This is a genomic window from Nocardia sp., from assembly GCF_025465275.1.
Lineage (GTDB): Bacteria > Actinomycetota > Actinomycetes > Mycobacteriales > Mycobacteriaceae > Nocardia.
In genome coordinates this window covers 56,900-78,270 of record NZ_JAODNK010000202.1, presented here as the reverse complement: position 1 = coordinate 78,270, position 21,371 = coordinate 56,900, and the positions used below count along the sequence as shown (strand labels likewise).

The following is a 21,371-nucleotide window of genomic DNA, read 5'->3' as shown; positions in this document are numbered from 1 at the left end:
ATTCCCCGGGGGGCCATCACCATTGCGTGACCTGCGTCATACGCCCCCGGGCGAATCCGGTGCGGTAATATCTAAACGGACCACGGTCCATTTTTCAATCGCGACAAAGGGGTCGACACAGTGACAACGGGCATCCCACCCGGGACGACGGGCATCAATATCAGCGGACCGGGGCTGGGCGTCGGACCTCCGGTGACGCTCGCCGATGGCGGACCGATCGAGCGGGCCGATGCCGCACGCAATCGAAAGCTGTTGCTGGACGCGGCCGCCGAGCTCGTCCGGCAGTTCGGCGCGGATGCGGTCACCATGGACGCGGTCGCCAAACACGCCGGCGTCGGCAAGGGCACGGTATTCCGGCGCTTCGGCAATCGCGCCGGGCTGATGTACGCGCTGCTCGACGAATCGGATCGAAACCTACAGGGCGCCTACATGTTCGGGCCGCCGCCACTGGGCCCCGGCGCGCCCCCGCTGGATCGGCTGCTCGCCTATGGACGGGCTCGGCTGTCCTTCACCGAGATCGTAGGCGATGTGCTGCGCGCGGCCACCGACATGCCTGAACACTTCGGCAATGCGCCGTATCAGCTGACAAAAACGCACGTCTCCATACTGCTGAAGCAGGCCGCGGCACCCGGTGAGATTTCGCTGCTCGCGGACGCGCTCCTGGCTCCGCTCGATGCTGCATTGGTACTGCATCAGATTCGAGTACTGGGCTTCACTCTGCAGCAGGTCGGCGACAATTGGGAGGCCCTCGTCCGCCGCGTAGTCCCGGAGACCGCGCAGTAGAGTGTCCCCCCATGGGCAACCTGCGTGAAGCGATCATCGCCGAATTAGGCGTACTGCCGGCCATCGAACCGAAAACCGAAGTGCGGCGGCGCATCGACTTCCTCAAGGACTATCTACGTTCGACACCGGCGACAGGTTTCGTGCTCGGCATCAGCGGCGGCCAGGACTCCACACTGGCTGGGCGGCTGTGCCAGATCGCAGCGGAAGAACTGCGCGCGGAAGGCCGCGAAACCACCTTCGTCGCCGTGCGACTGCCCTACGGCAAGCAGGCCGATGAGAAAGACGCGCAGATCGCGCTGCGCTTCATCAAGCCCGACCGGTCCGTCACGGTGAACGTCAAGCCGAGCGCCGACGCCGCCTCCGAGGAAGCCGCCTACGGCATCGACGAATTGCTCGGCGGGGCAACACGACTGCGCGATTTCGTGCGCGGCAATATCAAGGCCCGCGAGCGCATGGTGCTGCAGTACGCCATCGCCGGTCAGCTCAGCCTGCTCGTCGTCGGCACCGACCACGCCGCCGAGGCCGTCACCGGCTTCTTCACCAAATTCGGTGACGGCGCAGTCGATATCACCCCGCTCACCGGCCTCACCAAGCGCCAGGGCGCCGCCCTGCTGCAGGAACTCGGCGCCCCGCCGAGCGTCTGGCAGAAGGTCCCCACCGCCGACCTGGAAGACGACCGCCCCTCCCTCCCGGACGAGGAAGCGCTGGGCCTCAAGTACTCCCAGATCGACGACTACCTCGAAGGCAAAGACGTCGACCAGGAAGTCGCCGACCGCGTCGAATCGATCTTCCAGAACACCCGCCACAAACGCGCAGTCCCGGTCACCCCGCTCGACACCTGGTGGAAATAGCGCTGGTCCGCCTCTCCGCGCCTTTAGCGCACAGCTGAGAGCCGTATCCCGTACTGCACGCGTGCCGGCGGTTAGGCGCGACACCGATTTTGGACGTACCCGACGAGTTACCCGGCCCTCACGAGATCAGTTGTCACGATCTCGTGAGGGCCGAAATCGGTGCTGCACTTGACCAACGCCACGTAAGTAGGACGGGGCGAGGACCGGCCACCGTGCGCTCAAAGTCGCGGAAAGGCGATCCGAGCAATAATTCCGCAGTGCAGGGATGTCAGTGAGATGTCGTTTGCTAGAGCGACGGCGGCGATGATGAATGCGCCGATGAGTAGAGCGGGCAACAGTCGCGCCAAAGCGAAACCTCCCGAATCGTCGGACTGGACAGTCCGGATATCGGGGTGGGGCGGGTGGCGTTACCTACATATTTGCTGGTCAGGTGACCGGGTTTGATCAGCCGCCGGCGAACGGGGGCAGGACATCGACGCGGGCGGGCAACAGGGTGGTGCTGTCGCGGGTGAGTTCATCACCGATCAGGTAGGCGCAGACGGCGAGCATCGGCTCGAGTTTCGGGCCGTAGGTCGCGGTGATGCTGGCGCACAGATCGGCGATGGTGGATCCGGCGGGAAGATCCAGGAGTTCGCCGGGTTTGCCGACCGCGTCGGCAATGGCGGCAAAATAGCGGACCTCAACCACCGATGGCTCCCATCGTTCGCTCGGGCGGGACGAAACCGGCCTCGGCGATACCGTGGCCGGCCCACTTGTTCCACATGGCACCACGCCACAGCGTAGCGATATCGCCGTCGGTCGCGTCGGAGCGCAGGACCGCGCGGACGTCGTACTCCTGATCGCTGAAGAGGCAGGAACGAATTCGGCCGTCCGCGGTGAGGCGGGTGCGGTCGCAGTCGCTGCAGAAGCTGCGCGTCACCGAGGCGATGATGCCGACTGTTGCCGGACCGCCGTCGACCTGCCAGCGCTCGGCGGGCGCCGAGGGGTCGTCACGGCCGACCTCCGTCAGCGTGAAGCGGGCGCCCAGCACCTCGAGCAGTTCGGCCGCGGTGATCATGTTCGCGCGCGCCCACTCGTGATCGGCGTCGAGCGGCATCTCCTCGATGAAGCGGAGTTCGCAGCCTTCGTCGATACACCATCGCAGCAGGTCCGCGGCGCCGCCGAGGTTTTCCCGCATGAGCACGGCATTGACCTTGATCGGGGTCAGTCCGGCCTCGCGGGCAGCGCGGATACCGGCGAATACCGAATCGAGCCGGTCCCGCCGGGTGAGGCGCGCGAAACCCTCACGGTCGACGGTATCGAGGGAGACATTGATGCGGTTCAGCCCGGCCGCGACAAGTTTGCGCGCGCGATGCTCGAGACCGATGCCATTGGTGGTCATGGCCAAGGGCGTATCCGGCAAGGCCGCACGGCAGCCCGCAATGATCTTTTCCAGGTCATGCCGCATGAGCGGTTCCCCGCCGGTGAAGCGGACCTCGTGAATACCCATCTCACGCACCGCCAGCACGACCAGGCGCACGATCTCGTCGGTGGTGAGCAGCTCATCGGCCGGAATGGGTGGTAAACCCTCTTCCGGCATGCAGTAGGTACACCGCAGCGAGCACTTCTCGGTAATGGAAACTCGCAGGTCGCGCGCAGTGCGGCCGAAACGATCCACCAGGTATGGAGTGTCGGGGCGGCCGTCCATCGAGGGTCGCCCGCTGCGTACGGCGGGCATCCCCATAGCGACCAGAGTCATGGGACCATTATGTCCGCCCGCGCAACCCCCCGCCCGGTCCGGCGGCAAGGTTCCGCCCGCGGCGTGCGCGTATAGGCTCACCGGCATGAGTTCCCGGCACACTCTGGCCCCGGCCCGCTCCGTCGAAGACCACCGGCAACGCATCGAGGATTTGCTGCGACCGCTCGCCGGACGCGAGACGGAGCCGGTCCCGATGGCGCATGCGCTCGGACGGCGGCTCACCCAGGACGTGTACTCCCCCCTGGATCTGCCGGTGTTCCGCAATTCGTCCATGGACGGGTACGCGGTACTGGCGGATTCGGTGGCGATCGTGCCCGCCACCCTGCCGCTTGCCGGTGTGGTGGCGGCCGGAAACACCGGTGCGCCGGTGCTTCCCGCGGGTGCGGCCATGAAAGTCATGACGGGAGCTCCGATTCCGCAGGGCGCGGATTGTGTGGTGCCGGTGGAGCATACGCAGTCCGACGGGGATACGGTCACCATCGAACGGGGCCGTGCCGCAGGGGATTTCGTGCGCGAACCCGGGACCGACGTCCGCGCCGGGCAGCTGCTGGCCGCGGCCGGAACCGTGCTGCGGCCTCGGCACATCGCGGCACTGGCGGCCGTCGGCCTGGCCGAATTACCCGTGCGCCGGAAGGTGCGAGCCGCCGTGATCACCACCGGTGACGAGCTGGTGCAGGCGGGACTGCGACTGCTGCCGGGCCAGATCTACAACTCCAATGGCATCGCGTTAGCGGCAGCACTGGAAGACAATGGCGCCGAAGTCGTGTCGCTGACGCACTCCACCGACGATCCGGAGGAGTTCCGCCGCCGCCTCGACGAGGCCGTCACCGCCGCCGACGTGGTGTTCACCTCCGGTGGCGTATCCATGGGCGACTTCGAGGTCGTCAAGGATGTACTCACCCCGCTCGGCGGCGCGTTCGGCCATGTCGCCATGCAACCCGGCGGCCCGCAGGGTCTGAGCGTCATCGACGGCATCCCGGTGCTGAGCTTCCCCGGCAATCCGGTGAGCACCATGGTGTCCTTCGAAGTCTTCGCCCGCCCGATCCTGCGCGCCCTGACCGGGCTGCCCGAAATCACCAGTTCCGAACTGCCCCTGCGTGATCCGGTCCGCTCCCCCGCAGGCAAACGCCAGTTCCTGCGCGGCCGCACCACCGACCACGGCGTCGAGCTCACCTCCGGCCAAGGCTCCCACCTCATCGCCGCCATGGCCCACGCCGACGTCCTGATCGACATCCCGGCCGCCACCACCGATCTCCCGCCCGGCTCCCTCGTCCGCACCTGGCCGCTCTAGGGCTACGCCACGCGCCCGGTCGAAGCGGCATTGCCGGCATCAAGCCGGAAGAACTCAGGGGCCTGCGCAGCTTGGGGATGCGACCTGCATTGATCCCTCCGACTGCGGTAGCACCTACCCGGCTGCCGACCATGCGACAACCATCGCCGGGTCGGCCATCGCCGTGCCGACCATGCGACCACCATCGCCGGGTCGGCCATCGCCGTGCCGACCCGGCGAGGCGCGGACGGCCGGTGCCTTCAGCGCTCCCGGCCCGGGATCCCCGCGCGACCTCGCGAGGACGGCTGTGCCAGGCTGGAGTTATGAGTGAGTTGTCCCACGTCGACGGGGAAGGCCGCGCTCGCATGGTCGATGTGAGTGCGAAGGCGGACACGGCACGGGTCGCGGTTGCGGCCGGTGAGCTGCACACCACCGCCGAGGTGGTGCGACTGGTGCGCGCCGACGGCATGCCCAAGGCCGATGTGCTGACCACCGCCCGGCTGGCGGGCATCAATGGTGCGAAGAAGACCTCCGAGCTGATTCCGCTGTGCCATCAGCTGGCGCTGTCCTCGGTGAATGTGAGCTTCGGGTTCACCGATACGACGATCACCATCGAGGCCGTCGCGAAGACCAAGGGGCCCACCGGGGTCGAGATGGAGGCGCTGACCGCGGTCGCGGTCGCCGGGCTCACGCTGCACGACATGATCAAGGCGGTAGATCCGTCCGCATCGCTGCACGGAGTGCGGGTGCTCACCAAAGACGGTGGTAAGCACGGACATTGGGTGCGGACGGACGAATTTTCGCAGTCGGCCGACCACGCCGGGCATGACCATCACGTCGACACCACCCAGTCGGGGGCGTCGACCACCGGCGCCAACTCTGCGACCACTTCGTCGAACTCCACTATCACTCAGACAAACTCTGCGGCCCGGGTGACGAGCACTGCCGCCGGGGCGACAAACCCTGTTGCGGACGCGGCGAACTCCACGGTCACTCCGGTGGGCGCTGCGGCCGGGGCGACGGAGGCTGCTGCCGAGGTGGCGAACTCCACGGTCATTTCGCCGGGCGCTGCGGGGGCGGGGCGGACGGCCGTCGTGGTTGTTGCATCGACCGGTGCGGCAGCGGGTACGCGGGTGGACACTACCGGGCCGGTGCTTGTGAAATGGCTTGGCGAGCGAGGTTTCTCGGTGCGCGGGCCGTTGATCTCCGCCGATGCCGATATTGCGGACGGGCTTTCCGATGCGCTGTCGGGTGAGCCCGCACTGGTGATCAGCACAGGCGGCACCGGAGCCTCTCCCACCGATGCGACGCCGGAAGCGACGCTGGCGGTGCTGGATCGGGAATTGCCCGGTGTGGCCGAGGCGATCCGGCAGCGTGGCACCGCGAAATTCCCGCTCGCAGCGCTGAGCCGGGGCGTTGCCGGACTGTCCCGCCGCACAGTGATCGTCAATCTGCCGGGCTCGCCGGGTGGGGTGAAGGACGGAATCGCGGTGCTGGAACCACTTCTCGAACATCTGCTGGCCCAGGTGGCCGGAGGAGGCAACCATGAGTGACGGCGGCGAACTGCGCGCCTGGATCAGCGATCAGCCGCTCGACCCGGCCGAGGTCGAGAAGGCGGTGCTCGGGCCGGAGCACGGTGCGGTGGTGGTCTTCACCGGCATGGTGCGCAATCACGATGGCGGCCAGTCGGTTTCGACGCTGGAGTATTCGGCGCATCCGGAGGCCGAGAAGTTCCTGCGGCGGGTATGCGCCGAGGTGGCCGAATCCTCCGGGCTGCCGGTGGCCGCCGTGCACCGGATCGGCCCGCTCACCATCGGCGATCTCGCCATCGCGGTGGCCGTCGCGGCTCCCCACCGCGCGGAAGCCTTCACCACCTGCGCGACCCTGGTGGATCGCATCAAACACGAGGTCCCCATCTGGAAGCGCCAGCAGTTCGCCGACGGCCTCTCCGAGTGGGTCAACGCCTGCGGCTAGACCCATCGAGAGGGCTCTGACGGTGGCGGTTGTCGGCGTGTCGCCACCGTGAGAGCCCCCTCGGTGAACTGGAGACCCAACCGAGGCCGCGGACTCCGGCGACGCCCAGCTGGTTGCGTCGGCGGAGGCTGCGGCCTCGGTCCCCGATGAGGAGGCGGGGTTTCAGGCGGCGATCGGGTCCTGCGGTTCCGGGACGGCCGGAACGGGGTCGATTGCGCCGCGGGCTATTTCGCCCAGCTTGGTGTGATTGAAGAGGAGATTCAGCAGGAATGCGGTGGCGGCGGCCAGTGCGATTCCGCTGTTGAGCAGGATTTGCGCCGAGGTCGGGAACTTGTCGAACATGCCCTTGGTGAGCACCGGCACCAGGCCCACGCCGATGGCGACCGCGACAATCGACAGATTCACCCGATCGGTGAGATCGGCCCGGCGCAGGGTATCCACGCCGATCACCGCGATGGTGGCGAACAGCACCAGGCCGACGCCGCCGACCACGGGCTGCGGCACCGCGGCCACGATCGCGCCGAAGCGCGGCACCAGGCCGAGCACCACCAGCAGCGCACCGCTGACGGCCGTCACATAGCGGCTGTGCACCCGGGTGCTGGCCACCGCGCCGACATTCTGGTTGAACACCGTGTCCACGAACGAGCTGAACACGCCAGCCAGCACCGCCGACAGACCGTCACCGATGAGGCCGCGCGCCAGATCGGCTCGCTCCAAAGGCTTTCCGGTGATCTCACCGATGGCCAGCATGCTGGCGGTGGATTCGGCGAAGACCACGACCATCACAATGCTCATGGCCACCACCGCGGTGATGGGGAACTGCGGTGCGCCGAAGTGGAATACGTGCGGTGCGCCCAGCCATGCCGCCTTCGACACGCCGTCGAGCTTGATCAGCCCCATCGGGACGGAGATCAGTACACCCGCGACGAGCGCGATGAGAATGCCGAGCTGCGACCACACACCGCGCCCGAGAACCGTGCCGACCAGGGCAATGAGCAGGACCACGGCAGCCAGCACGATATTCGAGATCGCACCGAAGGACGGAGACTTGGGATCGCTGCCCACGATCAGCCCGCCCGCCACACCGATGAGCGAAACGCCGACGACGGTGAGGACGGTGCCGGTGACCAGCGGCGGGAAGAAGCGCACCACCATGGCGAACGGCCAGGCCAGGGCGATACCGACCAGACCGCCTATGAGCATGGAGCCGTAGACGGCGGGCAGTCCGTACTGCTTGGCAATCAAGATCATCGGGCTCATGGCCACGAAGGTCGCGCCGGTGATGATCGGCAGCCGAGCGCCCGCGAATCGGCCCAGCCCGAGGCTCTGCACCAGCGTGATAATGCCCGCGACCAGCAGATCGGCGCTGATCAACAGGCCGACGGTGGACTTGTCGAGACCCGCGGCCGCACCGAAAACCAGCGGCACGGTCACGCATCCCGTGTACATGATCAGCACATGCTGGATGCCGAACGCCAACAGCCGATGCCAGGGCAATCGGGTGTCGACGGAATGGGACGTTGTCATGGCAGCTCCTTGCGGCGCATCGGTTGATGGTCAGGCTAGGCAGCCGCGGCCGCCTGGGGGTTTGTCTGATTCGCCAACCGCAGGGCGTGTCGCGGACGATGTTTTGTCTTCCGAACCAGCGTGTGCGGCGGCTCGGATACGCCACAGTGGGGCAAGGTGTTCATCGACCACGGGAGGCGACCATGACCGAACTGACCGGCAAGATCGTGCTCGGCCCGCACCAGTACGGCAAGGCCGAGAACCGGGTGGTGCGCATCTACCGCGACACTGCACGGCACGAGATTCGCGATCTGAACGTATCGTCCTGCCTGCGTGGGGCTTTCGACGAAGCACACACCGCCGGCGATCAGGGCGGTGTGCTGCCGACGGACTCGCAGAAGCAGACCATCTTCACGTACGCCAAATCGCACGGCGACGGGAGCATCGAAACCTACGGGCAGGCGCTGGCCCGGCACTTCGTCGATGACATCGCGACCGTGGATTCGGCCCGCATCGAGATCGAAGAGTATGCGTGGCAACGGGTTCCGGTCGACGGCACCGGGCACGACCACGCCTGGACCCGAGTCGGGCCGGAGGTGCGCATAACCGCGATCACTGTCAGCGGCACCGGGGCCGCCCAGCAGGAGTGGGTGATCGGCGGCGTCAAGGATCTGGTCATCCTGAAGTCCACCGGCTCGGAGTTCGCCGACTTCCTGACCGATGAATTCACCGTGCTCGAGCCCTCCTACGACCGCATTCTCGCCACCAGCCTCACGGCCCGCTGGCGCTTCGCCACCGCGCCTGACGACTGGGACGCCACCTACGCGGGTATTCGTGCCGTCATGGTCGCGAAGTTCGCCACGCAGCATTCGAAAGCATTGCAGCAGACGCTGTTCGAGATGGGGCAGGCGGCGCTGGAGGCTTATCCGTGCCTGGCGGAGATCCGCATGTCGGCTCCCAATAAGCACCACTGGTACTTCGACCTCTCGCGCTTCGATGTCGAGAACAAGGGCGAGGTGTTCTACGCCGACGACCGGCCGTACGGGCTGATCCAAGCGGCGGTGCTGCGCGAGGACGCTCCCGACGCCGGAACCGCCTGGGACCCCTACACCGGCGCGGTCTGACCGTAGTCCCGCGCCAATGACGAACATCGACCAGGAACTGGTGGCGGCGGCTACTCGCACGATGCCGCCGCAGTTTCCTGGTGATCTTGATCGGGCAATGAGGGCTAGGCGGGAGCGGGGTGGCCGGTCATGGTGCGCACAGCCAGGTAGAGGTCGAGGCGGTCGTCCATGCGGCCGAGGTCGCGGCCGGTGAGCTCCTCTATGCGGCCGATGCGATAGCGAACTGTGTTGAGGTGCAGGTGCATTCGGTCGGCGGCCTGTCGCCAGGAGCCCTCGCATCCGAGAAATACCTCCAGGGTTTCCAGTAGTCCCGCACCGGTTTTGCGGTCGTAGTCGACGACGGGGCCGAGCACACGTTCGGCGAAGCGGCGCTGCAGGCCACCGGGGACTGCGGTGAAAAGTCCTACGGCCGTGTCGATATCGGCAATGCGGACGGTCACGGCGGTATTGTCGTCACCGGCAGCGGTGGCGGCGGCCCCGGCGGCGGCGATTGCTCCCGGCAGGGATTCGTCGCGCTGCTGGGCGCTGACACCGAAGGCAAGTCGAATACCGTTGAGTGCGGGGGCGAGTCGGCCCATTCTGTGGCGTAGCTTGCCGGCGATCTCGTCCTGGGTGCCCGTGACGACGGCGACGAGTCGGCCTTCTTTGTCCACCGATGTGGTGACACCGGACAGCACATCATGCAGTGCCACACGCACTTCGGGGAGTCCGACGGCCGACAGAGTTTCGGCCGGATGGATGTCGCAGACGACTGCCACGGCCGATCCGCCGGGCAGGTCCACCATCGGGGCCGGGAACCGGTCGACGAGTTCCCAATCCAGGTGCAGGCGGTCGGCGCTGCGCTGCCGGTAGAACTCGATGACGGCGGCCAGATCGGCGGCGAATGTTTCGGGTTCCGCGGCTGCCGGTCGAACCACCAGGTACCAGGCGGTGATTCGATCTCCGCCGCCGACCTGCAATACCCGCATGGCTCCCCCGGTCACGGCGGGCAGCCGGGGCGCGGTGAGTGCGGTCGCGACGATCCGGTCGCGATCAGCCTCCGTGAGCGGTGCGGTTCCGGCGATCACGTGGCCGGTCGCGGTCACCAGCCATGCCGAAATCTCCTGCTCCACGGCAATATCGGCGATCAGATCACCGACACTGCTCCCGCCCGCGACGGCCGCCAGCAGTCTGCGCTGCCGATCGACCCTGGATTGCACACGCCGCCAGCGCAATTCGGCTGCCTGCTCCGCCAAGTATTCGATGATCCGGCTGAACGGCACGCTCTGCGGTGCGGATAGCAGCGGCAATCCGTGGCGCTCGCATGCTGCCACCACATCTTCGGGCACGTGCCCGTGCAATGCCTGTCCCGCGACTACGCCCGCAACTCCCGCCGCGGCGAGAAGTCCCACATATCGATCCGAATCCTCGGCCTGCTGCCGCCAGATCAAGCCGGTGCAGACCAGCGCGCCCGGCGTCACGAACGGTCGCGGATCAGGCATATCGGTCGCGCACACCCGAGCCACGGGTCGCGCCAATTCGGCGTCGTCCCCGTGCAACAGCTGCATTCGCAACTGCGGCGCGTCGAGAATGTCCCGCACCAGCACTGCGCCACCTCCGGGATCGGTCCGATTGTCCGTCACGGTAGGACGCTGGTATTTCCGGCCCGTTTCCGCCATGCTGCGTCCACCGCACAGCCCCTCGGTAGGGTGGTCCGAGTGAGTCGGCGCATACCAGTCCTGATCGTGGCCGGTTTCCTGGGTTCCGGCAAAACCACCCTCCTCAATCGCCTACTGCGCAGTCGTGACCTGCGCATAGGCGTGATAGTCAACGACTTCGGCGCGGTGAATATCGACGCCATGCTGGTGGCAGGCCAGGTCGACGCGATGGTCTCGCTCGGCAACGGCTGTGTTTGCTGCGCCGTGGATGTCACCGAACTGGATGACCTCTTCGACCGCCTGGCCCACCCCAAACACCGGATCGACGTCATCGTCGTGGAGGCGAGCGGCCTCGCCGAACCTCGCAATCTGATCCGCATGGTCACCGGCAGCGACAACCCGCGCATTCGCTACGGCGGCCTGATCGAACTCGTAGACGCCGAGCACTTCCCCGAAAGCCGCGCCCAACACCCCGAACTCGCCACCCACCTGCGCATGGCAGACCTCGTCGTCCTCAACAAAGCCGACCGAGTCCCACCCGCCACCCTCGAACAACTCCACACCGAAATCCGCACCCTGGTAGGCCAAGTCCCCGTCTATGCCACCAGCCACGGCCACATAGACCCCGCCCTGCTCTTCGACATCCCCACCCGCGACCCGAGCAAACCCCGAGTCGGCCAGCAACTCAGCTTCGACGAGTTACTCCTCGACGACCACGAATCCGACGAGGACTGCCACACCGGCGACAGTGACTGCGACTGCGGCCACCACGAGCACAGCGGCGGCAGCCACGGCGACCATCGTTGCAGCAGCGGCCACCGTCATCATCACCTGCACGACGCGTACGAAAGTGTCTCCTTCACCAGCCCCACCGACCTCAACCCCCGAAAACTCATCGCAGTCCTGGAAGACCCACCCCCCGGCCTCTTCCGAGCCAAGGGCGTCCTAGCCTTCGCCGTCCCCGAAGACTCCCGAAAGTTCCTCCTCCACATGGTCGGCCGTCACATCACCATCGAACCCACCACCTGGTCCCGCAACGAACCCCGAACCAGCACCCTGGTCCTCATAGGCACCGGCCTGGACCCGGCCTCGGTAATCACCCGCCTCGAATCCACCATCCACACCTCCCCCACCCCCCTCACAAACCAAGCCCTACTCCCCATCTGGCGCTACGTCCCCGACTCCACCTCAATCCCCTAGCCCCACAGCGCCCGAGTAACCGCCCCGACCATCACCCAGGCTATCGACCCACCCACCCCTTGAACTCCGAATTCTCGCTAGCTCCAAGGGATGTCGGAGACTGCCGGGCGACGGCGCGCCGGGAGGACGATGGTAGAGGACTGTTGGAGCCTCCTCGATAGCGCTGGCGAAACAGCGCCCAAAAGAAACACCCAGGCAGTCATCTGAGCGGCGGTGTCGACAGGTTCAGATTGACGAACCCGTTATCGCACCGTCCGCCGCGGCCGGCGGCAGCGGTGTGTCCTTCGCGGGGCGGGGTTGCGGCGTTGAATCCTGGAATGTCTTCCTGCGGCGTGATCTCCAGCCCGACTTCGTAATCGCTGGCGAAGCAGACCCCGGTGACGATCCACGGATTGAGCTGATCACCGGTTTCGGGCATGTGCTTCTGGGTCGATTCCGGGCCGACCATGGTTTTGATGTTGTAGACGCTCGGTTGCCAAGCCCCGGAACCGACCGTTATTACCGCGTCCCCGTAGGTCTTCCACAGCAGATCTGCCTGGGTGATCACGCGGTCACCGGGTGCGGTTTGCATGGTTCTGGTGACCGGGGGCGGCGGGGTGGGGGCAGTGAAGGTCGCGCCTGTGGACGGCTTCGCGGAGGTGGTCGTACCAGTCTGCCCAGGGGTGGCGTCGTTATTCGACGAGCAGGCCGCCGATACCGCGACGGCTGCGGCCGACAGGCACAGTCCAGCGATTCTGGTCATCCTCATTGCGGTTCTCCGGGTCATTTGTTGCACTTTTCCGCCGGGATGGGGTCGGTATAGGTCTTCATCCGGCCGGTCGCGTGTGTGAGGTCGCCTTCCCCCATCGGCTTCCATGAGTAGCGTTGGGCCATCCGCCAATGCAGCAGGGCGTACTCCGGGGTGACCGTGAACTGCGTGCACGCCGGGACTGTGGTCTTGAACGCCTGCGTGACGGCGGTGGTGTACTGCGTGCTCTGACCGGTGGTCTCAGCTTGCTGTGAGTTGCCCGCCCAGGAATAGCTCCCGGTGATTTTGGCAGACGCCTCGGCATCAGCCAGGAACGGGATGCTCACCCCGCCCGACGCCCCGGTCTCCACGCCGCCCCCGACCGTCTGCGTCGTGCCGTCGGTCTTGGTGACCGAGCCCGACACCGTATCACTGGCGGTCGCCGTCACGGTCTCGCTGTATTCGACGGGCAGGCTGCCGGTGGTGTGGCCGCCGGCGACCTGAGAACGGTCCCCGTAGCTGGGCTCGACGACCTCGACCTGGAAGCACACCTCGCCGAAACTCGCGTCGTTCACCAGCGCGTATCCGGGTGGGCAATCCTGCAGGTCAGCGCAGGGAGGCCCGTGCCAATCGACACCGCATCGGCTGGCTTCGGCGGTTTCGCGCACGGGACGGGTGGGCAGCGGAATCGGCGCGGTGGTCGGTCCGCTGATCGTGGTGGGCGCCGGCGCGGCTGCCGGGGAAGGCCCGGGAACGATGTCGGTGCCATTGCCGTCCGGGAGCCGTCCGGGCGCATTGCCTGCCTGGCCCTCAACCCCGCCGCCCGGCGCCTGGGTCGGCATCAGGCCCGGCGCGGTCTGCGGCGCGGTGGTGGTCGTCGAAGGTGCGGTGCCGGGATCGACGCACACATACGGCACCGGTGGTGGCGGCGGTGGCCCCGGGTTGCCGGGATTGCTTGCCCGCCAAGTCGATTCCCATGCCGAGTTGTACGCGGAGGTTTCCCGGGCGCAGCGTTGCGCAGGGGTTTCCTGCCCGGCCGCAGTGCCGGTGTTCACCACGAGGACGGCGGTGGTCGCGGCCACCAGCAGCACGAGGGCCGCGGCGGCCGATCTTCCTGTCCAGCACCGCTTTTCGGAGTACGCGAACGGCACGAGTCTCGCTCTCCCCATCAGATGGTGGCCGGGTCGGAATAGACCGTGACCGTGGTGTCGGCGACATGGGTGGAGATCGAGAACTGGGTGTACACGCGTACCGAGGCCGGGCCCAGGCAGTTGTCCACATGCACCTGGATACCGGTCAGATCCGAAGCCCCGACCGCACCTTCCAGGACCCGCTCGCCGAGCGGGATCGTGGTGATAGCACCGGGTTTGAGGGTGGTCTGGATCTGCGGGGACACCGTCGCAGTGCCGCCGAGATTCGCCGAGGGCAGGTTCGAGACAGTGACCGAGGCATTCGGGCCGACCGACGCCGAGGACCCGGTTTGCAGACCGGAGGACACATCGGTGTTGCAGCCCAGCTGGATTCCCGAGCGCAAAACCCCCGACTTCACCCCGCTGCTGCCCGCGCCGGTGATGTTCCCGACAGCGGTGGCATCGATGAACGCCTCCCGCGACCACGGGGATTGGGCCAGGTTCGGCACCGTGTTCACCAGCACGTTGACCAGTGAGGCTTCCGCCACCCACCCGTCGACGGCTGGTTTCGCAATCACATGGTCAGGACCGCGCACCAATTCCGCCGACGCCACCCCCGACCCCGCATAGTAAATAGTCAGCAAACTCGCCGAACTGGCGAAAAATCTCATCATCACCGTGAATCCCACCCCAAAATTCGCATGTAACGAGCCCTTACACCTCCACCACAGCAGAGTCGGCAACCGTTGGCAAATGTTTAGTTATCTCTGTGTTCAGCGTCACCACGCACCGCGCCGTGGGATCGGGTCCGCCGATACCCGTTGGCAGACAACCACTTCCACTCCCCGAACAGCGGTTATCCAATTGTCCGACCGCCCTCGAGTGTGCGGTGGTGTGGCCCGCAGTGAAGGCCGTACTGTCGCGTGACCTTCCGATGCCCAGCAGCATTGCGGTGGGCCGGTGTGTGAGAAACCCTCAGTTCGTGGACTAGTCGGGCCGTGGAGACCGGTCGGCTAGTCCTGGGCCAGGTAGCGTTCTACGGTTTCCACCTTGGCGGTGAGCATGTCCGGGTGGCCGGGGTGGATGTCGGCTTTGATGACGACGCTGCAGCGGGTGGAGATTGCCATGACGGCGTCGGTGGCCTGTTTGATTGCGGCGAAGACTTCGTCCCAGTCGCCTTCTATTTCGGTGAAGCTGGCGGAAGTGCGGTTGGGGAGGCCGCTGGCTCGGATTACTCGGATGGCGGCGGCTACTGGTTCGCCTACGTCTTCGCCTGCGCCGATCGGGGTGATGGAGAATGCTGCGAGCATGGCGGGGGCCTCCTGGTGCGGGGACGGTGATCCGGCACTGTGAGGGTACTGGCGACGTAGTCGCGGTAGGCGGGGGTGTGGATGGTGAGGCGGCCGCGGTGGGTGGCCTGCCAGGTGGCGGGGGTGTGCAGGGTGGAGAGAGCCAGGCCGGCGCCGGAGAGGTGATGGAGGGCGCGGCGGGCGGCTCCGGAGGTGAGACCTGTTGCGGTGCACAGCTGCCGGACGGTGCGGGCAGCGGGCAGGTCCGGGAGGGAAAGCGCGGCAAGCACTTTCGCTTCGGGTTCGGTCAAGGCCATGAGGTGCGCCTTCTGCTGGGCGGGGCGGGGAGCAAACGGCTTGGTAGCCGGTGCAATACCAGCGTCGCCCAGCAGCGGCCGAAGGGAAAGCAATGCGAAAGCTTCGCACCCCCCCGGTACCGGCGTGTCGGCGCCTACGCGACCGGAAGCTCCGGAGCGTCCGTGACTTCCGGAATACGGGCGACCGGCAGTTCCGGGATTCGAGTCGCGCGGGCGTAGACGGTTTCACCCTCGGCGAGGTGCAGCGCCTCAGCATCGCCTCGGGTCACCTGGGCGGTGAACAGGTCGCCGGTGGCAGCATTACGCAGTTCCACCCGAACCTCGAAGCCCAGGTGGACAATCCGCTCGACCGTGGCCCGAGTGACACCGGCGGAGGACGCGGTACCTTCGTGCGCGGCCAGCGCCATGCTGGGATCGCGACCCACGCGAATGTCGTGCGGCCGCACCAGATGCCCATTGAGCTTCGCCACCGCACCCAGGAACGACATGACGAAATCGTTTGCGGGCCGGTCGTATACGTCTTCCGGCGTGCCGACCTGCTCGATCCGCCCCTTGTTCATCACCGCGATCCGGTCCGCCACATCCAGCGCCTCCTCCTGGTCATGGGTGACCAGCACGGTGGTGACGTGTACCTCTTCGTGCAGCCGGCGCAGCCAGGTCCGCAGATCCGCGCGCACCTTCGCATCGAGCGCACCGAACGGCTCGTCCAGCAGCAGCACCTGCGGGTCCACCGCCAGCGCGCGAGCCAGCGCCATGCGCTGCCGCTGACCACCGGAAAGCTGTGTGGGATAGCGGTGCTGGAACCCGTCCAGTCCGACGATCTCCAGAAGATCATCGACCTTCTTCTTGATCTCCGGCTTCGGCCGCTTACGAATCTTCAGCCCGAAGGCGACGTTGTCACGCACGGTCATGTGCTTGAACGCGGCGTAATGCTGGAACACGAACCCGATATCGCGCTTCTGCGGCGACACCCTGGTCACATCTTTTCCGGCAATGGTGACGATGCCGCCGTCGAGCGATTCCAGACCGGCGATCGAGCGCAGCAGCGTCGACTTACCCGATCCGGACGGACCCAGCAGCGCGGTCAATTCGCCGGACGGAATGTCCAGGGTGACGTCGTCGAGCGCGGCGAAGGTGCCGTAGCGCTTGTTGGCATTGGTCACGGTGATCATTTGGCTGTGCCCCGCTTGCGTTCGAGGAGTGTCATGAACAGAAGGACAACGAGGGCGATACCCATGAGCAGGGTCGCCGCGCAATACGCGCCGAAAGTGTTGTGATCATTGGTGTAGCGGCCCTCCACCAGGAGGGTCAGCGTCTGCGATTTACCGGGCAGCGCCGTGGAAACCATGATGACCGCACCGAATTCACCGAGCGCACGCGCCACGGTCAGCACGATGCCGTAGGTGAGACCCCACCGGATAGCGGGCAGCGTGATCCGCCAGAAGGTCTGCCAGCGCGAGGCGCCCAGCGTGGCGGCGGCCTGCTCCTGATCGTCGCCGATCTCGTGCAGCACCGGCTCCACTTCGCGCACCACGAACGGCAGCGTCACGAAGATGGTGGCCAGCACCATGCCCGGCAGATTGAAAATCACCTTCAGACCGTGGTTTTCGAGCCCGCCGAACCAGCCGTTCACACCCCACAGCATGATCAGCGAAACGCCGACCACCACCGGGGAAACCGCGAACGGCAGATCGACCAAACCCTGAATCAGGTTGCGGCCGGGGAACTTTCCGCGCACCAGCGCGAGCGCGGTCAGCACGCCGAACACCACGTTCAGCGGCACCACGATCGCCACGATGAGAATCGACAGATTGAACGCCGACACCGCGGCGGGCGTGCTGATCGAGGTGATGAACTCGCCGACGCCGCGACCGAAGGTGCGCCACAGGATGATGCCCAGCGGCAGAATCAGCAGCACGGCCAAATAGACCAGCGCCACTGTACGCAGCGAAATCCGAGTCCAGGGAGCAAGTTTCATCGCGACTCCTGCTCTTTCCGGGCGGACCGGTCGGCGACGAATCGCAGCACCAGCAGCGTCGCGAACGAAATCAGCAGCAGCGCAACCGAAACCGCCGCCGCGTTCACCGGTCGATCCACCTCGATCTGCTGCTGGATGTACTGCGAGGTCATCTGCGTCTCGCGCGGAATATTGCCGCCGATCAACACCACCGACCCGTACTCGCCGATGGCACGGGCGAAAGCCAGCCCGCCACCGCTGATGATGGCCGGCGCCAGCGTCGGGAGCACGATGCTGCGGAAGGTGGTCCAGTTATCCGCGCCCAGTGACGCGGCCGCCTGCTCCACCTCCCGATCGACCTCCATGAGCACCGGCTGCACCGAACGCACCACGAACGGCAGCGTGACGAAGGCCAGTGCCACGATCAGACCCGGCTGGGTGGCATTGAGATGGATATCGATCGGACTCTCGGGCCCGTACAGCGCCAGCAGCACAATGCTGGCCACGATGGTGGGCAGCGCGAACGGCAGGTCGATGAGCGCATTGACGATCGACTTGCCGGGGAACTCGTCCCGCACCAGCACCCAGGCGATGAGGGTGCCCATGAAGACATTGATGACCGCGACGATGACCGATACGAAAATGGTCACCCGCAGCGAATCGACGGCGGCGGGCGCGCTCACCGCATTCCAGAATCCGGACCAGCCGTCACCGAAGGAGTTGTACGTCAGCGCCGCCAACGGCAGCAGCACGATAATGCTGAGCCACAGCGCCGCCGTGGCGATGCCGAACGGGCCCACGGACCCGGTCACCCGAAGCCAGGACCGGGCCGGTTTGGGTTGCTTGTCTGCCGAAACGCCGGGACCCGAGGTGGTCCCGGCGCCCGTGCTGCTGTCACTCACGCTATCGAGTATCGCTTGTGTTCCAGGTCACCCGGCTACTTGGTGGCCTTGTCGTAGATAACCGCGACGCTGCCGGTGTTGGGTGTGAACAGATCCTTGTCCACAGCCTTCCAGCCACCCAGGTCCGCGATGGTCCACAACTTCTGCGGGGTCGGGAAGTCCTTGGCGAAGTCGGCGGCCACCTTCGGATCGACCGGACGCAGGCCGGCCGCGGCGAACGCCTTCTGGCCGTCCGCGGTGAACATGAAGTCGTGGAACGCCACGGCCTTGGCCGGGTTCTTGCTGTTCTTGGTCACCGCGACCGGGTTCTCGATCTTGAAAGTGGTCGGCGGGATGAAGTGCTCGATCGGATCGCCGTTGCGCTCGGAGAAGAGGGCTTCGCTCTCATAGCTCAGCAGCACGTCACCGGTGCCCTGCAGGAAGGTCTCGGTGGCTTCGCGGCCCGACTTCGGCTGCACCTTCACGTGATCCTTGGTGATCAGCTGCGACAGGTAGTCCAGACCGGCCTGCGGGTTCTTGCCGCCGTCGCTCTTGGCGGCGTACGGGGCCAGCAGGTTCCACTTGGCCGAACCCGAGGAGAACGGGTTCGGGGTCACGACCTCGACGCCCGGCTTCAGCAGGTCGTCCCAGTCCTTGATGCCCTTGGGGTTGCCCTTGCGGGTCGCGATGACAACGACCGAGCCGAACGGAATTCCCTTGTTGGCGTCCGCATTCCAGCTCGCGTCGACCAGCCCGGCATCCACCAGGCGGGTGATGTCGGGCTCGACGGAGAAATTGACGATATCGGCCTCGGCGCCGTCCTTCACCTTGCGGGACTGATCGCCCGAGGCGCCGTAGGACTGCTGGAACTTCACGCCCTTACCGGCATCGGTCTTGTTGAAGGCCGGAATCTCATTGTCGAAACCGGGCTTCGGGACCGAGTAGGCGTAGAGGTTCAGGGTGCCGCCACTGCCGTCGGCAACCGCGCCCTTGTCGGTGGAGTCGCTCGAGCCGCCACCGCAGGCCGTGAGAACGGTGGCGGCGACCGCGGTCAATGCGACTGCGACGATAGATCGACGAGAGAGCCTGGAGCTGCTGGACATCGGGGTGGACCTTTCGAAAAACCCCCCGGGGACCTGGGGGCGAGTGAAGGAAGGTACTGCCGTAGACCCGTCGCAGGGAAAAGGCGACGGTGGCGCTACAGCCCGAAGGCCGTCGGGAATCGGACACGACTGCGAAAAGGAACGCGCGCCAGTCTACTTCAGACGTGCAGTAGTGCCCGGTCAGCAATCAACGACAGAGGATGTCCGCGACCGCGAGGCAGCCCACAGCGATCAACGCCAATTCATGGCGGACCTGGGGCACAACACTCGACGACACGGGGCAGACTGTAGCAGGGCGGCACGGCTCACAGGAAACGGAACGGGCCGCCTATCACTGTGAACATACCCACGGGGGAATCAATGACTGCTCCAGATCGGGTCCGCCGGACCTTTCCCGGCATATCGACCCGCACCTGGGAACATCCCGCCGACCGCACCGCGCTGGTGACACTGCGCTCGCTGTCCGGCTTCGACACACTGCTGCGCGCACTCTCCGGACTGCTCGCCGAACGTCAGTATCGGCTGATGTATCTGGCGACCGCGGTACGGGTGGACGAACGGCAGTTCAAGAACGTGCACCAGCTGCGCGAGGACGCCGTGCGCATCCTGGACGCGCCCACCACGCCCGAGATGTTCGTACTGCAGGACCCGGAGGTGAACGCCTTCACCATCGGCATGGACCGGCCCTTCATCGTCCTGACCACCGGATTGCTGGATCTGCTCGATCCCGAGGAGCTGCGCTTCGTGGTCGGGCACGAGCTCGGGCACGCCCTGTCCGGACATGCGGTGTACCGGACCATGCTCATGCATCTCATGCGACTGGCCGCGGGCGTCGGCTGGGTTCCGTTGGGCGGCTGGGCTTTACGCGCCATTGTCGCGGCACTGATGGAATGGAGCCGCAAATCCGAGCTGTCCGGCGACCGCGCCGGGCTGCTGTGCGGGCAGGACGTGGACGCGTCGGTGCGGGTGCATATGAAGCTCGCCGGTGGCTCCCGCGTGGACGAGATGAGCCATGCGGCATTCCTGGAGCAGGCCGACGCCTACGACCGCGCGGGTGATCTGCGCGACGGCGTACTGAAACTGCTGAATCTGGAATTGCAGTCGCACCCGTTCTCGGTGCTGCGGGCGGCCGAACTGCGGCGGTGGATCGCCAGCGGTGAGTACGACCGGATTCTGGACGGCCGCTACCCGCTGCGGGAGCAGGACAAGAACGCCCGCATCAGCGATCAGGTGAAGGAAGCGGCGCGCGCCTACCGGCAGAACTTCGATCAGTCGGAAGACCCGCTCATTCGCACGGTGCGCAATCTCGGCCGCGATGTCGGATCCGCGGTGGGCACGGTCGGACAGGAGGTCGGTGAGACCGTGTCCAAGCTCGGCAAGCGGTTCAGCGAATGGCGTGAGCGGGACGACGAATAGCTACCGGCATGCGGCCCGAGTAGCTACTCGCCGTCGGTACTGATCGGTTATTCGTCGCCTTCGACGACGGGCGGGTTCTCCAGGATGTCGAGAACCCACTCCTCCGTGGCACTCTCGGCATCATCCTCGTCGGGGCGGATGCGGTTGCTGAGCCGGACGCCCAGGCCCAGCAGCTGCGCCGCCTTCACCATTTCGAGCGCCTCTTCGGGGCCCGTGTAGTGAGTCGCGATCAGACGTGGCTCGTCCTCCTCGAAATCCTCTTCGGACAGCAACGTCACCAGTTCCAAGCCTTCATCGGTTGACATGGTGCAGCAGCGTACGCGCAGCATCCGACAGTGAGGGATTGAAGTCCGATTCGCCCGATTAATAGCGAGAGAACTCCGCGCGCAGCGGACTCAGCGCGTGAAGAGCCAGGCGATGACGACGAGAACGAGCAGCGCGATCAGGGCGAGCTGAACACGGGAACGA

The 21,371-nt window shown here is 66.2% G+C and carries 23 protein-coding genes; 8 read left to right on the top strand and 15 right to left on the bottom strand.

The window, feature by feature from the left end:
• The first annotated feature begins 159 nt into the window (after window positions 1-159).
• Window positions 160-783: a TetR/AcrR family transcriptional regulator gene (locus JWN03_RS41325; RefSeq protein ID WP_441343161.1), complete on the top strand. Its 624-nt coding sequence runs from the start codon at window positions 160-162 to the stop codon at window positions 781-783.
• An 11-nt stretch (window positions 784-794) separates the two neighbouring features.
• Complete coding sequence (gene nadE / locus JWN03_RS41320) at window positions 795-1,634, top strand: ammonia-dependent NAD(+) synthetase (protein WP_297627551.1); 840 nt, start codon at window positions 795-797, stop codon at window positions 1,632-1,634.
• 444 nt (window positions 1,635-2,078) lie between these two features.
• Here the strand turns inward: nadE and JWN03_RS41315 are convergent, their stop codons facing one another.
• Both JWN03_RS41315 and moaA read right to left on the bottom strand, forming a co-directional pair.
• Window positions 2,079-2,321: a MoaD/ThiS family protein gene (locus JWN03_RS41315; RefSeq protein WP_297627549.1), complete on the bottom strand. Its 243-nt coding sequence runs from the start codon at window positions 2,319-2,321 to the stop codon at window positions 2,079-2,081.
• Window positions 2,314-3,372, bottom strand: a complete 1,059-nt coding sequence (gene moaA / locus JWN03_RS41310; RefSeq protein ID WP_297627547.1) for a GTP 3',8-cyclase MoaA — start codon at window positions 3,370-3,372, stop codon at window positions 2,314-2,316. The genes JWN03_RS41315 and moaA overlap by 8 nt, the downstream gene beginning before the upstream one ends.
• Before the next feature lie 85 nt (window positions 3,373-3,457).
• On the opposite strand from moaA, the gene JWN03_RS41305 reads away from it, so the two are divergent.
• The 3 genes from JWN03_RS41305 to JWN03_RS41295 all read left to right on the top strand — a co-directional run bounded on the left by JWN03_RS41305 (window position 3,458) and on the right by JWN03_RS41295 (window position 6,616).
• Entirely contained in the window at window positions 3,458-4,663 is a 1,206-nt protein-coding gene (locus JWN03_RS41305) for a molybdopterin molybdotransferase MoeA (protein WP_297627544.1), read from the top strand.
• Between the two features lie 302 nt (window positions 4,664-4,965).
• A complete protein-coding gene (moaCB, locus tag JWN03_RS41300) occupies window positions 4,966-6,195 on the top strand; it encodes a bifunctional molybdenum cofactor biosynthesis protein MoaC/MoaB (RefSeq protein WP_297627542.1) in 1,230 nt (409 codons plus the stop codon).
• Entirely contained in the window at window positions 6,188-6,616 is a 429-nt protein-coding gene (locus JWN03_RS41295; RefSeq protein WP_297627539.1) for a molybdenum cofactor biosynthesis protein MoaE, read from the top strand. Before moaCB ends, JWN03_RS41295 begins: the two co-directional genes overlap by 8 nt.
• Window positions 6,617-6,778: 162 nt before the next feature.
• Here the strand turns inward: JWN03_RS41295 and JWN03_RS41290 are convergent, their stop codons facing one another.
• Window positions 6,779-8,143, bottom strand: a complete 1,365-nt coding sequence (locus JWN03_RS41290) for a uracil-xanthine permease family protein (protein WP_297627536.1) — start codon at window positions 8,141-8,143, stop codon at window positions 6,779-6,781.
• Window positions 8,144-8,325: 182 nt separating this feature from the next.
• Between JWN03_RS41290 and pucL the strand changes: the two genes are divergently transcribed.
• Window positions 8,326-9,246 (top strand): factor-independent urate hydroxylase, encoded by a 921-nt coding sequence (gene pucL / locus JWN03_RS41285; protein WP_297627534.1) that lies wholly within the window; start codon window positions 8,326-8,328, stop codon window positions 9,244-9,246.
• A 104-nt stretch (window positions 9,247-9,350) separates the two neighbouring features.
• Here the strand turns inward: pucL and JWN03_RS41280 are convergent, their stop codons facing one another.
• A complete protein-coding gene (locus tag JWN03_RS41280; RefSeq protein ID WP_297627531.1) occupies window positions 9,351-10,868 on the bottom strand; it encodes a helix-turn-helix domain-containing protein in 1,518 nt (505 codons plus the stop codon).
• A 75-nt stretch (window positions 10,869-10,943) separates the two neighbouring features.
• On the opposite strand from JWN03_RS41280, the gene JWN03_RS41275 reads away from it, so the two are divergent.
• Complete coding sequence (locus tag JWN03_RS41275) at window positions 10,944-12,083, top strand: CobW family GTP-binding protein (protein WP_297627529.1); 1,140 nt, start codon at window positions 10,944-10,946, stop codon at window positions 12,081-12,083.
• 199 nt (window positions 12,084-12,282) lie between these two features.
• Here JWN03_RS41275 and JWN03_RS41270 read toward each other — a convergent pair whose 3' ends face one another.
• The 10 genes from JWN03_RS41270 to JWN03_RS45685 form a co-directional block, all read right to left on the bottom strand.
• Window positions 12,283-12,825 (bottom strand): hypothetical protein, encoded by a 543-nt coding sequence (locus JWN03_RS41270; protein ID WP_297627526.1) that lies wholly within the window; start codon window positions 12,823-12,825, stop codon window positions 12,283-12,285.
• 20 nt (window positions 12,826-12,845) lie between these two features.
• Window positions 12,846-13,961 (bottom strand): hypothetical protein, encoded by a 1,116-nt coding sequence (locus JWN03_RS41265; protein ID WP_297627524.1) that lies wholly within the window; start codon window positions 13,959-13,961, stop codon window positions 12,846-12,848.
• A 17-nt stretch (window positions 13,962-13,978) separates the two neighbouring features.
• Window positions 13,979-14,518, bottom strand: coding sequence for an MspA family porin (locus JWN03_RS41260; RefSeq protein WP_297627521.1), 540 nt, complete (start codon window positions 14,516-14,518; stop codon window positions 13,979-13,981).
• 435 nt (window positions 14,519-14,953) lie between these two features.
• On the bottom strand, window positions 14,954-15,250 hold the full coding sequence (locus JWN03_RS41255) for a thiamine-binding protein (RefSeq protein WP_297627518.1): 297 nt from the start codon (window positions 15,248-15,250) through the stop codon (window positions 14,954-14,956).
• Window positions 15,202-15,546 carry a hypothetical protein gene (locus JWN03_RS41250; protein WP_297627515.1) on the bottom strand — a complete coding sequence of 115 codons (345 nt, stop codon included), beginning with the start codon at window positions 15,544-15,546 and terminating at the stop codon, window positions 15,202-15,204. Before JWN03_RS41250 ends, JWN03_RS41255 begins: the two co-directional genes overlap by 49 nt.
• Before the next feature lie 134 nt (window positions 15,547-15,680).
• Window positions 15,681-16,718, bottom strand: coding sequence for a sulfate/molybdate ABC transporter ATP-binding protein (locus JWN03_RS41245; protein ID WP_297627513.1), 1,038 nt, complete (start codon window positions 16,716-16,718; stop codon window positions 15,681-15,683).
• Entirely contained in the window at window positions 16,715-17,524 is an 810-nt protein-coding gene (gene cysW, locus JWN03_RS41240) for a sulfate ABC transporter permease subunit CysW (protein WP_297627510.1), read from the bottom strand. The genes JWN03_RS41245 and cysW overlap by 4 nt, the downstream gene beginning before the upstream one ends.
• On the bottom strand, window positions 17,521-18,315 hold the full coding sequence (gene cysT, locus JWN03_RS41235; protein WP_297627594.1) for a sulfate ABC transporter permease subunit CysT: 795 nt from the start codon (window positions 18,313-18,315) through the stop codon (window positions 17,521-17,523). The genes cysW and cysT overlap by 4 nt, the downstream gene beginning before the upstream one ends.
• A gap of 125 nt (window positions 18,316-18,440) precedes the next feature.
• Window positions 18,441-19,487: a sulfate ABC transporter substrate-binding protein gene (locus JWN03_RS41230; protein WP_297627508.1), complete on the bottom strand. Its 1,047-nt coding sequence runs from the start codon at window positions 19,485-19,487 to the stop codon at window positions 18,441-18,443.
• Window positions 19,488-19,674: 187 nt separating this feature from the next.
• The gene (locus tag JWN03_RS45685) at window positions 19,675-19,764 is read right to left on the bottom strand and encodes an Ms4533A family Cys-rich leader peptide (protein WP_327144567.1); all 90 of its coding nucleotides are present in this window, start codon (window positions 19,762-19,764) and stop codon (window positions 19,675-19,677) included.
• Window positions 19,765-19,847: 83 nt separating this feature from the next.
• Here JWN03_RS45685 and JWN03_RS41225 point away from each other — a divergent pair, with 83 nt between their 5' ends.
• Window positions 19,848-20,903 carry a M48 family metallopeptidase gene (locus JWN03_RS41225; RefSeq protein WP_297627505.1) on the top strand — a complete coding sequence of 352 codons (1,056 nt, stop codon included), beginning with the start codon at window positions 19,848-19,850 and terminating at the stop codon, window positions 20,901-20,903.
• Window positions 20,904-20,950: 47 nt separating this feature from the next.
• Here JWN03_RS41225 and JWN03_RS41220 read toward each other — a convergent pair whose 3' ends face one another.
• A complete protein-coding gene (locus tag JWN03_RS41220) occupies window positions 20,951-21,208 on the bottom strand; it encodes a hypothetical protein (RefSeq protein ID WP_297627502.1) in 258 nt (85 codons plus the stop codon).
• Between the last annotated feature and the right edge of the window lie 163 nt (window positions 21,209-21,371).